Origin of the sequence: Clostridioides sp. ZZV14-6154 (assembly GCF_020657785.1) — a bacterium.
In the GTDB taxonomy this organism is placed as follows: Bacteria; Bacillota; Clostridia; order Peptostreptococcales; family Peptostreptococcaceae; genus Clostridioides.
In genome coordinates this window covers 71,221-84,093 of the sequence record NZ_JAGWCY010000008.1, presented here as the reverse complement: position 1 = coordinate 84,093, position 12,873 = coordinate 71,221, and the positions used below count along the sequence as shown (strand labels likewise).

Sequence of the window (12,873 nt, the reverse complement as noted above, 5' to 3'; positions counted from 1 at the left end):
CAAGGTTTTCTAGGTGATACAATTAGGTACTTTTTTGTAACCTTATATTTAATACTTTTTATTTTTCTGAGTTTCAATAAAAGACTTCATGGTCTCTTTATTCATTGCTCCTGGAATGTACTGAGTTACATATCCTTCTTTATCAATTATAAATGTAGTTGGAAAAGCATTAATTCCATATTGATATGCTAGTTCTCCATCTTCATCAAGTGCAACAGGAAAAGTATATCCTTCATCTTTTAAAAAGCTAATTACATGTTCTCTTGAACCTTCTCTTCCTAAATTTGGTGATGCTACACCTAAAATTACTACCTCTTCATTATTTTTCTTATAATCTTTATACAACTGCTCTATATGAGGCATTTCCTCTTTACATGGAGGGCACCATGTAGCCCAAAAATTTAAGAACACAACCTTACCTTCATAATCACTTAATTTGTGTGTTTTACCATATTGGTCAGTTAAAGTAAAATCAATGGATTTTATTCTTTCTTCATCATTAGAGCCGTTATCACTATTTTCATCATTAGATTCTTTTTGATTGTCTTTGTTGCTAGACTCCCCTTGTGTATTGTCATTAGAATTTTCTTGTTTATTCTCTCCTTGATTCACACTTTGATTATTTTCAACTTTATTTTTTTGTGGAATATTAAAGTGCTTGCTCACACTTTCAAATCCATTTATCATCATTAATATTCCTGATATTATAAGTATAGCCCCACCTATCTTTTTAATAGTTTCCATATTAGATTTTATTTTATCGATAGTCTTAAATAGCTTACTATAGAACATAGCTGTAATTATAAATGGCAAAATAAATCCAATAGTATATACTACTATTAAAAGATTTGCATTCAAATGATTAGTTGAACTAGAAACCATTACTAATACAGATGCTAATATTGGTCCAATACAAGGAGTCCACCCAAAACTAAATGTAAATCCAAGTAAATACGCTGTTATTGCTTTCATTTCTTTAAACTTTACATTCAATCTTTTTTCTCTATTTAGTATTGAAGATTTAATTATTCCCATGTAAAACAATCCCATGATAATAATTATAATCCCACCTATAAACATTATTAAATCTTTATTCTCATTAAAAAACATACTCAATACTCTTACTGATGACCCTAGTATAAAAAAGGTTGTCGAAATTCCTAGAGTAAATAAGATAGTATTTTTAAATAGAGAACTTCTTATAAAATTCGTTTTTCCCTCTTTTAAATTTTCCACACTACTATTGGACAGTATACTTAGATAAATAGGTAGTATTGGTAATATACATGGTGAAAAAAACGATAGTATTCCTTCTATAAATACTACAAATAAATTTGCATTTTCCAAATTAAAATTCCTCCTTATTCTATTTCCACTATTAAAACAAAAAGTTATGTACTTTTTTGTTTTTACTTTTATATTCACTCATAGCTTAATTAAGTCACTGTAAATTTAAAAGCAAATTTAAAAACTTATTTATCACAATTTAAATTCTTATTGCTCCACATAATCATCTTTTCCATAACAGGAAGTAATAGTAATCCTGACTCACTTAAAAAATATGTTGATTCTACAATATTATTAACTGACTTTTTTTTGTTGATTATAATTCCTTGCTCAATTAAAAAATCTAATTGTTGAGTTAACATTTTCTTACTACATTCTGGAATAATTCTTTGTAATTCGCCAAATCTTTTTTTATCTTTTTGTAACTCCCATATTATTATAGCCACCCATTTTTTACCTAATATACTTGATAATGCCTCTACTGGACAGTCATATATCATATCATCTATATTGTACATTTTATCTCCTCTTTCTTTTTATTAATTATTAAGACATGCTTTTATTTCATTTATAAATGTGTTGATATTTACTAATTTAAGGTTTTTAATATATATATTTTGGTTTTAAAATATTTCTAAGTTTTTATATAATTACTATATCAGTTTTATAAATACATCACAATTGGGTACTTTTTTGTAACTACATATTTGTAACTATATAAAATTAAAGTTAATTATATTAAATAAATTTAGTTCTTATATAGTAATTCTTTATCTAAGTTCTTTATCCTGTTTTAATAATTTTTATATATAATATCAAACCCATATCTTCGTATTTACCCAAATTTATACAAATTAAAAAATCTGACAGATATTTATCTGCCAGATTTTTAAATGATAAACTTATCTTTATAATAGTAAGAAAGATAACATGCTGATACAAGATAATTTTCTAGTAAAGATATTATCTCTAACTCTCTGTTCACAGATTTTTCAACAATTGATTTTTGAATCTTATTATCCATGAACACCTTCATAAAGATTTTCTCCTTTATCTACTCTAACTTTAAACCATTCAACCATGATACAATATCGTTCTTTGCTTCTTCAACATCATTTCTAGAAACGGTAAATCCATCTTTTAAAACTGTTGCTTTAGGTTCAAGCTCAGAAATTGTATTTATAGTATCTGCAAATCCACTACCACCATGAGTATTGAAAGGAATAATCGTTTTTCCAGAAAAGTCGTACTCGTCTAAAAATGAGTATAAAATCATTGGTATATCGCTCCACCAAGTAGGATAACCAATAAAGATTGTGTTATATTGGCTTATATCGTCGATATGATTTTTTAGTTCTGGTCTTGCGTTATTAGATTGCTCTTTTTTTGCCACTTCCACCAGAACATCGTGTTCAGTCGGATATTGTGTTTTAGGTTCTATGCGAAATATATCTGCTTCTGTACTTTCTTGAATGACATTTGCTACATATTGAGTATTTCCTATTACTTCGCCATCAATGACAACTGTACTATTTGCTTCATCTTCTGTCATATTTTTAGGTTCAGTAGTTTCTGGCATGGAGAAATAAACTACTAATGTTTTTCCTGAATCAGATGTTCCACAGGCTGTCATAATAAACATAAGCATTAAACCTAGAAAAATCGTAACTATTTTTTTCATTCTCTTCTCTTCCTTGTAATTTTTATATTTTTCCTTTTCGTTCTTCAATCATATTTACAAACATATCAACTGTTTCTGGTGTCTGATGATTGAAAAATAAACTTGTGTTTGTATCTAACATAGCGACCTTACACATATCCTCATCTGAAAGCTGAAAATCAAAGATTTCAAAATTCTCTTTCATACGTTCGATATGAGTGGATTTAGCTAATGCGACAATATCTCTTTGCATAAGCCACCTTAAAATAACTTGTGCAATGGATTTATCATGTTTATCAGCAATTTCTTTTAAAACAGGATTCTGAAACATATTGCTTTTTCCTTCTCCAAATGGTGCCCATGCTTCTATTTGTACACTTCTTTTTATCATGTTTTCTTGTGCTTTTACTTGTTGGTTAAATGGGTTTGTTTCAACTTGATTTACATGTGGTGCAATCTTGTTAAAAGACGCTATGTCCGCTAACCTATCTGGCGAGAAGTTACTAACGCCTATTGCTCTGATTTTTCCAGCTTCGTATAAATCTTCTAGTGCATGATAAGCACCATAATAATCACTGAATGGTTGGTGCAATAAGACTAAATCTATATAGTCTACTTTCATCTTTCTCATAGATTGTAAAATGGACTGCTTCGTTTTCTCGTAACCATAATTATCAATCCATACTTTTGTAGTAATGAATAATTCTTCTCTTTTCAGACCACATTTGCTGATTGCATTTCCTACTTCTTCTTCATTAAAATAAGATTGAGCGGTATCAATATGTCTATAACCAACACTGATTGCCTCTAACACGCACTTTTCACATTCCTCTTTTGTTATCTGAAATACTCCAAAACCTAATTTTGGTATTTTCACGCCATTACTTAATTCAACATATTCCATTATTTATTCCTCCTTGACATTGTACATTTTTGGGATACAATAGAATTATACAAGCCGGTTGTTACTACCGGTCAATACCTAATTTTAAAAAAATTCAAATATGTTTGGAGGAACTCTTATGTATTCTATGAAAGAAGTATGTAAACAAACCAATCTAACTTATGAAACATTAAAATTTTATTGTAATGAGGGACTTATTCCCAATGTCAAAAGAGATAGCCGTAATTATAGGACTTTTGATGAAAGAGATATAGAATGGATAAAAAGTTTATCATGCTTAAAAAACTGTGGCATGAGTATCAAAGAAATGAAACATTATGTATCATTATGCTTAATGGGTCAGTCCTCAATTCCAGAAAGGAAAAAAATATTAGAAGCTAAGAAAGATATGTTATTTAGACAGTTGCAGAAATTAAATGATAGTATAGAATATATTGATAAAAAACAGCAATTTTATAATGATATTATAAATAATAAAATAAAATATACAAGCAACCTAATAAATGTGAGATAAATTAACCAATTACTATCTTTATGGAGCGTCAATTCAAACTGTGAAATCTGTGACGCTTTTTACCATAAGAAAAAGGGTTCACATATCAATCCTTCATCCTCTTGATTATCGAGTACAAGAAACAAAATCAACACATATAAAACTATAATAGTAGCTATTATTTCTTCTAATTTTGACGCATATGCAATCCAACTTACAGAACTTCCAGATTTGACTAGATAACCATTCATTAATTTTATACTAGTTGCGCTTATTGCCATAGGAAATGTAAATGCAGCAAAGCTTGGATAAAAAGGTAATCTTAATAATTTTGGTAAGTATCCCAAAACTACAATGTAAAATACAATTGACAATACAAATAATAAGTATAATATAACACTATTTTTATTTAAAAAAGAATTGATGTAACCAGACAATAATAATGAGGCTGGTGCGACTAATATGGCTAAAGTCGGTAAAGATGGTTCAGGCATCTCCTTGATTATTCATACTCTCTTTAAAACTATTGGTATAAGAACTATATAATATATAAACCCCATCCAAAAAGCAATTTTACCAATTAAAAGTTGATTAAATACTGGTGCTGTAACACTAGCTGTAACTACTCCAACATAAACTATATACCAAGATGGAAATACTGTCTTTATTGAAAAATTAACTAAAAACTTCTTACTAAACAATACTACTAATACCATATGTCCCACAATTCCTATACCCCAAATTACAATACCTAATTCTGGAGATAAAGGTTTTACATATGTAGCAAATATCATTGTAGCCATTGTTATAGTTGGAAATGTACTTAAAACTAAGGGATTTCCTAGTTGTTCTTTTACACTTTTTCTAAGCAATATTATTTTAACTATATAAATTGCATATAAAGTAAATCCTATAAATCCAATTACATTATGTAATGATTCACTATAGGATTGTAATAAGTTGCCTAGAGCAAATATTGATAGAATCAAACTTGCAATAGGTATAGGATATTTCTTTAATAAATTCAAAATATACCTCCTTTTCACCAATCTATCTATATTTTCAATATATCAAAATTTTGGTCAAATTGACATATTGTAGTGATTCCTATCTTATAGAAAATATCTATTTATACTTATTTTACTATTACAATTTTCTATATTTTTTAACACATTCAAATAGTGTTTATTTTACATTTACTTTTTTCTATATTTTTTTACATATTAAAATAGTCACCATTTTATGTTTACTTTTAATCAAATATACTAATCTGATTATTATTGTCTTTATCTATTTTAATAATCTTCATATCTCTAACAGTTATTTTTGCATCTTCTCTTATAGCACCCACAAGTACTCTATTCTCTTCATTATAGAGTCTACAATTTTTTTCTACTTGTGTATAATTAAAATTAGCATAACAATATAAACAATAATGTCTACAAGTATTGTACTGTCCTATGTCAACACTCTTAATACATCCACAAATGTCCCTTTGTGTATCATCCTTTTTGACTTTCACTTCACTACCTATAATCTTTGATATTAACTTATCATCAATACACTTACTGTTTCCAATGCCAAACTTACTTAAATTATATTCATCACAGCATATTTCAAGTGTTATATTATACTTATGAGATATTCTAAAAAATTCCTTCGACAACATTTCTATTTCTTTAATTTGTATAGGTTTTATATGTAATGATTTTGTATTAAATTTTGTTTTCTTGTATAAATCTATAAAACTTATTATACATTTTTCTGTAAATCCATTAAGTTGACTACATAATCTATCAAATGCTTTTATATGATAATCTAAGTTATACTTTTCACTTAGAAAAATTGGGTCATATCTCAAAATTACTCTTTCTTTTCCTATGCTTCTAGACAATTCTTTAAATGACTCTATTATCTTCTTTTTATCCAAAATTCGTGTTTCTACATCTTTACCATATGGAGTTATAGTATAGTGAAAATAATATTTGTAGTCTTTTAATTTATTCAAATCACATATCATTGGAGTTGCATCTTTTGTCCAAAATACAAAGCAATCAACAGTATGCGGATTTAACTCTATCTTACTGACTTGTTTTGGATTCATCGGATTAACAACATACACAAAACCCTCTTTAAGTCTGTTAAAAAACCACTTACTATAAAAAGCAGGTATATCAGTTCTTCTACTTACACTTACTATCATAATTTAGCCTCCATCCAAAAGTATAGTTGTTGTCACTCTTAGAATTGTCCAGAACACATTCTACACACATTATTTACTAATTTTTCTTAACACAATAACATGCTTTTTACATCCTATTATGCTAGACAATATATGATGTATTTTCTTTACAGAGTTTTTCCATTTTATCATACACAACGCCACTGTCTCTCTCATCTGTCATGGTCACAATTATATCACTTGCCTTGAGAATTGTTTTTCCTTTTGGAATAATTTCTTCTCCTCCTCTTTGAATGGCTACCAAAAGACAATTTTCTGGCCATTGAATATCCTGAATTGCTTTGTTGGCAACAGGAGAACCAAACATAACAGAAAACTGATCTAGTATTTTCTCTCCCCTCTCTCTATGAACAGGTTCTCCATTGTTCTCAAGTAATCTCTCCAGAAGACTTTCATAAATCGGCTTAGATTTCAGAAGTGTAGCCACAATATATGCTACAATTGAAATAACGGATAGGGAAAGCATCTGACTAACAGAACCTGTCATTTCAAAAATCAATATAATTCCAGTCAAAGGCGCACGTACAATGGCAGTAAAATACCCTGCCATAGCCAGAAGTACAAAATTATTGACATAGTCTAGGTTCATTCCAAAAAACTGTATACCTACCATTCCGAACATTCCCCCAATAAAGGCTCCTAAAACAAGTAGTGGAAAAAATATTCCTCCTGGCGCACCAGACCCAAAACTGACAGCCGAAAATACAAAACGGATGACAAAAATCAAAGCTACCATTCCCAGCAGATATTCATGGCTTGTCAGTGCTTCCACCAGATTATGCCCACTTCCCAGCACTTCAGGCATCAAAAGCCCCAAAATACCAGCCATCAAAAATGGAATCAATATTTTTCCAAATGTACCTATTTTGGGAATCTTTTTATATAGAGACTGAATAAATAAGGTAAACCAATTATAAAATGCCCCCATAACTCCAAGCACAACACCTAGAATCAGTATCAACCAATAATAACTCTGTGGTAACACATTTCCAATGTCAAACTGGAATACTGATTCCACGCCTAGAAAATTAGCTGATATATAATCAGCTGTTAGAGATGCTGTCATCACAGAAATCAAAACAGACACTGAAAAGTTTTTATGTACTTCTTCCAGTGAAAACATGACGCCTGCCAGTGGTGCATGGAAGGCTGCTGATAATCCTGCACTTGCCCCACAAGTGAGCAAGAACTTTTCCTCTGTTTTTCCTCTATCAAGAGCTCTGGAAATACCCTTTCCTACCATAGCACCAAGCTGGATAGAAGGTCCTTCTCTTCCCAAGGCAAGACCACCCATAAGCGATAAGAATCCTCCAACAAATTTGGCTGGCAACACACGCCACCATACTTGCTTGATTTTACCTGTCATCTCTCCTTCTAGCTGAGGAATACCACTCCCTGAAATCATTGGCTCCCAATTTACTAGCTTTGATACAATCCACGCAAGCAGTGCAAGCACTGCAAACCAGAGTGCTATTTTCACAGTTGAACCTTTTACAAAATTTAATATTTGGTTGAGCCAAGTACCAGCCTGCCCCAAAAGTATCCTATATAAAAGTACAATCAAACCAGCTATAGCACCTACAAGAAGCCCTTCGCCAATCAAAATAACTTGAAATCGCTCGGCCCTCTTAATTACATGAGATGTATCTTTTTTCATAATCTTTCTCCTCCACTCCATAATTTGGTTCAATATGAATAAATATATTTTTTAGTTCATTTCGAACAAAATCATCTATTACTTTTCTTCTATATTTGATACACATAACCAACTTATAATGTAATTTAAATACTGAATGACTATTGTTATCCAACTTAATTTCATCGTATTTACCACTGAATCAATAATACAATACATCTTTGGAAAAATAAAGAAGGGCATATTATTTTATTTTTACTTTACTCTTGACTTTAATAAAAAACCATGATAATATTAGTCCTAAATCAGACTAATATTACGGAGGAAAAATACCATGAAAGATGATATAAAAAAACATATTAAAGAATATTACGCCTATTGGCTTGGTCTAAACAATCTGTACGACGAATGGGCCAAATCATATAACATGAGTGTACATTCACTATTTGCACTATATGCAATATGGGAAAATCAAGAAAATTGCACCCAAAAAATTATATGTGACGAATGGCTTATGCCAAAGCAAACTATAAACTCTGTACTAAAAAATTTTAAAGATAAAGGTTATATTGAACTATTGGTTAATGAGAATGATAGACGTAATAAAATCATTCACCTAACTCCAATAGGAAAAATTTATGCACAAGATGTTCTTCAAGATTTGCTTAAGCTTGAGGAATCTGTCATGCACAAAATGGGGCAAACAAATAGAGAATCAATGACAAAAAACAATGCTCTATTTTTAGAACTATTCAAAAAAGAAATGGAGACTAAAAAATAACTATGGTAAAGAAACAATTCTTAAAAAATGTACTACCCTCTATGTTAGCTTTTGCTTTTTCAGGTGTTTATGCCATTGTAGATGGATGGTTTGTGGGTAGAAATATCGGAGATGCAGGACTTGCTGCAATCAATATTGCCTATCCACTGACTGCATTAATTCAGGCAATTGGGACAGGAATTGGTATGGGTGGAGCAATTCAAATTGCTATATGTCTTGGTAGAGGTGATGAAGATGAAAATAAATATCTTGGAAATACTATTTTTATATTGCTTGTGGCTTGTATAATTTCCACAATAATATTAGGTTTGACTTCTCAATCAATTTTAAGAATATTTGGAGCTGAGGGAGAAATCTTAAATCATGCAATATCTTACATAAAAATTATTATTTACGGAGCAACATTCCAAATTATTGGTACAGGTCTTATCCCAATTATTAGAAATTATAATGGTTCATTAGTGGCAATGTCTTCTATGATTGCAGGCTTCTTAACAAATGTAGTTTTGGATTGGTTGTTTGTTTCAGTATATTCATATGGATTATTAGGAGCTGCAATAGCCACAGTCATTGGTCAAATGGTTACTCTACTTCCTTGTATTTTATTTTTGACTATTAAAAAGAAGTTATTTGGATTTGCTATATTTAAACCTATGCCATACTTCTTTAAAAAAATAATCGAAGTTGCTGTTTCTCCATTTGGATTAACACTTTCTCCAAATATAGTCATTATAATTCTAAATAAAGGTGCTCTTTCATATGGTGGTGCACAAGCTGCTGCTTGTTACGCAGTTGTAAGTTATATAATTTGTATTATTCAATTACTTTTACAAGGTATTGGTGATGGATGTCAACCATTGATTGGAAATTATTATGGTGCAAATAATTTAAAGTCTGTAAATGAAGTTAGAAAAATGGCCTATATCACAGCATTTACAACTTCAATTGTTTGTATGATTGTAATTTATCTTCTTAAAGATAAAATACCAAACTTCTTTGGAGTATCAGACATAGTAGCACAAAGCATTTCTAGTGTACTTCCAATTTTTATTTCAGGATTTTTATTTATAGCATTTTTACGTATTACAACATCATTCTTTTATGCAGTCAGAAAGAATCTGTTAGCATATATTTTAATTTATGGAGAGCCTTTACTACTTACTGCTCTAGTTGCTTTGATTTTACCAAACATACTGGGATTAAATGGTGTATGGATTTCTGTACCTTTGACACAAGCTTGTCTTGCAGTAGTTGGTTTCATTCTATTAAAAAAATATGCTAGATTAGACACATTATAGGCAAATATTTTATTGAAAATTATTTAAAAATATCCTTATCGTTTTTAGATTTTATTATTAAGCTTTTATTTGCTCTTCTAGCTTATGCTGTTATTGACAATTACCTCAGTTATTGTGTTTATTCATATTAAATTTTACAAAGGGTGCAATTATTAAGCACCCTATAAATTTATTTTTTTAAGAAAGCTAAAAAACAATAAAAATGTCTAGCTCATATCTATATTATAATTTTTGATTTGCATATTTCAATGACCATGGGCAATTCACCATACATTTTAAAACACAAAAACATTTAGAAATATCAATTATAGACTCTCTTCCCCCTTGATGAGTCCAAGCATTTCCATGTATAGCTTTTGCAGGGCATTTTTCTACACAAACATTGCAATCACCACATTTTGAATCAATCAAAGGATGCTTTTCAACAGAAATTGGTGCATCTGTAAGTACTGTACACATACTAAAAGCACATCCAAATTCCTCAGTGATAAATAAATTATTTTTTCCCATGAATCCAATACCACTAATATTAGCTATTGTCTTGTGTGGTAAAGGGCTAATACCTGATTGCATCTTAGGGTCAATATATCCTCTTTCAATGTATCTATGTTCTATATTATTTTTTTCTGATTGAGCATAAGCACTATAACCTTTTGTTTGAAGATATTCAGAAATCCAATCAGCTAGTTTTTCCATCTTTTCCTCTTTTTCCAAAAACTCATCACTGTCTGTAGGTAAATTATTGTATATATCTTTAATAAACTTCTTTGACAATCCTATACAAAATAAAATTGCCTTAGAAAAACCTCGTGTTTGATTTATTGGAAATTCAGATATATCAACAAAACGAATAATGTCTACACCTTCGTTGTACAAAATAGATTTCAACTCATCATTCATTTTTGACTCCTTTCACAGTTAATCAAGTAAGAAATAGCTTTATATACTAATAGATTCTGGCGTTTTATTATGTTAACCAATACTTTGTACACTCTTTATTTCTACTCATAAAACCATATTCAATTAAATATCTTCTAATCGTTGCAAAATCATAATATATAGACTCTAAAATTTGATTAACTTCTTTTTCTGAATATTGCTTTCCTTGCTCAAATTGTTCTAAAATTTTAGACAAAATAACAACTTTTTTCTTTTCTTTTGATGAAAAAACTTTTAATTTTAGAGGGTTCATACTTTCAAATGATGTTTCTAAAATGTGTTTTCTTTCTTCTTCAGTTACTACATATCTCTCATCTACCATTTTGGCATGTTCGTGGATTGGTATTATAGTACTATCTCTATTAGATTTATCTTCAAATACAGATTCATATAAAGCCAAGTATAGCTTAGCTTGTTTTGCTTTTTCTCTAAACATAAATTTTTGATGACGTATTGTAGAGGTAGATACTCCAAGCTCTTTTGCAATTTCTTTATCTGATAAATCACTAATAAATAATTTAAATAATTGTTTTTGATTATCAGTTAATGTATTGTACTTTGAATCATTATTGACTAATTGTTCCAAATAGTCACCATGTTTTAATTTTGTATGCAATTCAATAGCTCTTGATGCTTCAAAAAATCTGTCACCAACTCGGTATATTTCTCCTACTTCATATGTTTTTCCACAAATAATGCAACTATAGCAATTTAAGTCTGCATTGAATACATAACCTTTTTTGATATCTTTAATAGAAAGATTTTCAATCTTCATATTATTCACCTCCATCATATAGTTTATCTTTTTAATAAACATATCATACTAAAGTTTATTATTATTGTCAACATTTCTATTTTAAGTTTATATAAATCATGTGTGTCTAACTTTTAAATTACAATGTATCTCCAAACAATATATTTAAATCTCTATTTGAACAATTACTATTTATAATTAGGTATTTTTCTATCTAAATATAAACGTACAAAACTAATTACAAAAAAATAAAAGGAACTACTCAATTTAGAATCAAGCAAATCCCTTTTTATCTAACATATTTATATTAAATTTATATAGTACAACTTTATATTAAATTTACATTGTACAACATAAGTTTATAGACAGTAATCTTTTATTTTATACTTTTTATTTAAACTCAATTACAGTATCTTTTCCACCCTCTACACTATTACCTACATTATATGTATTCATATTGTACTCTGAATGATTAGTTATTGTAACTGGAGTAATAAGTGAGATACCATTTGATTCAATTAATGAACGGTCAAATTTTAACATTGGTGCCCCCTCTTTTACTTGGTCTCCTACACTTACTAATGCTTCAAATCCTTCACCTTTTAAGTTTACAGTATCTAAACCAACATGAATAAGAAGTTCCATTCCATTTTCTAGTTCTATAACAAATGCATGTTTAGTTTCTGCTACAACTGCCACCTTACCATTAGCTGGAGCATAAACAATATCACCTGTAGAATCTATAGCTACACCTTCGCCCATAAGTTTTTGAGAAAATACAGCATCTGGTATTTTAGATAACTCTATTACCTTTCCTGATATTGGTGATTTTATTGATTTTTTCTTAAACATTTTAAACATAAAATATACTCTCCTTTT

The 12,873-nt window shown here is 29.3% G+C and carries 16 protein-coding genes; 3 read left to right on the top strand and 13 right to left on the bottom strand.

All coding sequences use genetic code 11. The features are described from left to right. Positions 1–48 precede the first annotated feature (48 nt). From KGF45_RS15105 to KGF45_RS15085, 5 genes are all read right to left on the bottom strand, one after another. The gene (locus tag KGF45_RS15105; RefSeq protein ID WP_227842841.1) at positions 49–1,347 is read right to left on the bottom strand and encodes a cytochrome c biogenesis protein/redoxin; all 1,299 of its coding nucleotides are present in this window, start codon (positions 1,345–1,347) and stop codon (positions 49–51) included. Between the two features lie 125 nt (positions 1,348–1,472). Continuing rightward, positions 1,473–1,805 carry a winged helix-turn-helix transcriptional regulator gene (locus KGF45_RS15100; protein ID WP_227829609.1) on the bottom strand — a complete coding sequence of 111 codons (333 nt, stop codon included), beginning with the start codon at positions 1,803–1,805 and terminating at the stop codon, positions 1,473–1,475. A 371-nt stretch (positions 1,806–2,176) separates the two neighbouring features. Next, a complete protein-coding gene (locus KGF45_RS15095; protein WP_227829610.1) occupies positions 2,177–2,323 on the bottom strand; it encodes a hypothetical protein in 147 nt (48 codons plus the stop codon). Between the two features lie 18 nt (positions 2,324–2,341). Continuing rightward, positions 2,342–2,968, bottom strand: a complete 627-nt coding sequence (locus KGF45_RS15090; protein WP_227829611.1) for a flavodoxin — start codon at positions 2,966–2,968, stop codon at positions 2,342–2,344. A 22-nt stretch (positions 2,969–2,990) separates the two neighbouring features. After that, positions 2,991–3,851 carry an aldo/keto reductase gene (locus KGF45_RS15085; protein ID WP_227829612.1) on the bottom strand — a complete coding sequence of 287 codons (861 nt, stop codon included), beginning with the start codon at positions 3,849–3,851 and terminating at the stop codon, positions 2,991–2,993. Positions 3,852–3,969: 118 nt separating this feature from the next. Here KGF45_RS15085 and KGF45_RS15080 point away from each other — a divergent pair, with 118 nt between their 5' ends. Continuing rightward, on the top strand, positions 3,970–4,365 hold the full coding sequence (locus KGF45_RS15080) for a MerR family transcriptional regulator (protein ID WP_227829613.1): 396 nt from the start codon (positions 3,970–3,972) through the stop codon (positions 4,363–4,365). A 59-nt stretch (positions 4,366–4,424) separates the two neighbouring features. On the opposite strand, the gene KGF45_RS20520 is transcribed toward KGF45_RS15080, so the two are convergent. From KGF45_RS20520 to KGF45_RS20510, 5 genes are all read right to left on the bottom strand, one after another. Then, complete coding sequence (locus KGF45_RS20520; protein ID WP_413841277.1) at positions 4,425–4,838, bottom strand: hypothetical protein; 414 nt, start codon at positions 4,836–4,838, stop codon at positions 4,425–4,427. A gap of 12 nt (positions 4,839–4,850) precedes the next feature. Next, positions 4,851–5,372, bottom strand: coding sequence for a hypothetical protein (locus KGF45_RS20515; RefSeq protein WP_413841279.1), 522 nt, complete (start codon positions 5,370–5,372; stop codon positions 4,851–4,853). 224 nt (positions 5,373–5,596) lie between these two features. Then, entirely contained in the window at positions 5,597–6,547 is a 951-nt protein-coding gene (locus tag KGF45_RS15070) for a DUF1848 domain-containing protein (protein ID WP_227842840.1), read from the bottom strand. 121 nt (positions 6,548–6,668) lie between these two features. Next, on the bottom strand, positions 6,669–8,243 hold the full coding sequence (locus KGF45_RS15065) for a ClC family H(+)/Cl(-) exchange transporter (RefSeq protein WP_227842839.1): 1,575 nt from the start codon (positions 8,241–8,243) through the stop codon (positions 6,669–6,671). Next, positions 8,215–8,397: a transposase gene (locus KGF45_RS20510; protein ID WP_227842838.1), complete on the bottom strand. Its 183-nt coding sequence runs from the start codon at positions 8,395–8,397 to the stop codon at positions 8,215–8,217. Before KGF45_RS20510 ends, KGF45_RS15065 begins: the two co-directional genes overlap by 29 nt. Before the next feature lie 159 nt (positions 8,398–8,556). Between KGF45_RS20510 and KGF45_RS15055 the strand changes: the two genes are divergently transcribed. Both KGF45_RS15055 and KGF45_RS15050 read left to right on the top strand, forming a co-directional pair. After that, positions 8,557–9,003 carry a MarR family winged helix-turn-helix transcriptional regulator gene (locus KGF45_RS15055; protein ID WP_227842837.1) on the top strand — a complete coding sequence of 149 codons (447 nt, stop codon included), beginning with the start codon at positions 8,557–8,559 and terminating at the stop codon, positions 9,001–9,003. A gap of 2 nt (positions 9,004–9,005) precedes the next feature. Beyond that, entirely contained in the window at positions 9,006–10,301 is a 1,296-nt protein-coding gene (locus KGF45_RS15050; RefSeq protein ID WP_227829618.1) for an MATE family efflux transporter, read from the top strand. A gap of 222 nt (positions 10,302–10,523) precedes the next feature. Here KGF45_RS15050 and KGF45_RS15045 read toward each other — a convergent pair whose 3' ends face one another. The 3 genes from KGF45_RS15045 to KGF45_RS15035 all read right to left on the bottom strand — a co-directional run bounded on the left by KGF45_RS15045 (position 10,524) and on the right by KGF45_RS15035 (position 12,855). Further along, entirely contained in the window at positions 10,524–11,201 is a 678-nt protein-coding gene (locus tag KGF45_RS15045; RefSeq protein ID WP_227842836.1) for an epoxyqueuosine reductase, read from the bottom strand. 67 nt (positions 11,202–11,268) lie between these two features. Next, the gene (locus KGF45_RS15040; protein WP_227829620.1) at positions 11,269–12,015 is read right to left on the bottom strand and encodes a DUF2087 domain-containing protein; all 747 of its coding nucleotides are present in this window, start codon (positions 12,013–12,015) and stop codon (positions 11,269–11,271) included. 369 nt (positions 12,016–12,384) lie between these two features. Next, positions 12,385–12,855 (bottom strand): PTS glucose transporter subunit IIA, encoded by a 471-nt coding sequence (locus KGF45_RS15035; RefSeq protein WP_227829621.1) that lies wholly within the window; start codon positions 12,853–12,855, stop codon positions 12,385–12,387. Positions 12,856–12,873: the final 18 nt, after the last annotated feature.

Bases quoted from the DNA above. Each gene is read 5' to 3' on its own strand.
- KGF45_RS15100 (WP_227829609.1), bottom strand. From the start codon at position 1,805: ATGTACAATATAGATGATATGATATATGACTGTCCAGTAGAGGCATTA.
- KGF45_RS15095 (WP_227829610.1), bottom strand. From the start codon at position 2,323: ATGAAGGTGTTCATGGATAATAAGATTCAAAAATCAATTGTTGAAAAA.
- KGF45_RS15090 (WP_227829611.1), bottom strand. From the start codon at position 2,968: ATGAAAAAAATAGTTACGATTTTTCTAGGTTTAATGCTTATGTTTATT.
- KGF45_RS15085 (WP_227829612.1), bottom strand. From the start codon at position 3,851: ATGGAATATGTTGAATTAAGTAATGGCGTGAAAATACCAAAATTAGGT.
- KGF45_RS15080 (WP_227829613.1), top strand. From the start codon at position 3,970: ATGTATTCTATGAAAGAAGTATGTAAACAAACCAATCTAACTTATGAA.
- KGF45_RS20520 (WP_413841277.1), bottom strand. From the start codon at position 4,838: ATGCCTGAACCATCTTTACCGACTTTAGCCATATTAGTCGCACCAGCC.
- KGF45_RS15070 (WP_227842840.1), bottom strand. From the start codon at position 6,547: ATGATAGTAAGTGTAAGTAGAAGAACTGATATACCTGCTTTTTATAGT.
- KGF45_RS15065 (WP_227842839.1), bottom strand. From the start codon at position 8,243: ATGAAAAAAGATACATCTCATGTAATTAAGAGGGCCGAGCGATTTCAA.
- KGF45_RS15055 (WP_227842837.1), top strand. From the start codon at position 8,557: ATGAAAGATGATATAAAAAAACATATTAAAGAATATTACGCCTATTGG.
- KGF45_RS15050 (WP_227829618.1), top strand. From the start codon at position 9,006: ATGGTAAAGAAACAATTCTTAAAAAATGTACTACCCTCTATGTTAGCT.
- KGF45_RS15045 (WP_227842836.1), bottom strand. From the start codon at position 11,201: ATGAATGATGAGTTGAAATCTATTTTGTACAACGAAGGTGTAGACATT.
- KGF45_RS15040 (WP_227829620.1), bottom strand. From the start codon at position 12,015: ATGAAGATTGAAAATCTTTCTATTAAAGATATCAAAAAAGGTTATGTA.
- KGF45_RS15035 (WP_227829621.1), bottom strand. From the start codon at position 12,855: ATGTTTAAAATGTTTAAGAAAAAATCAATAAAATCACCAATATCAGGA.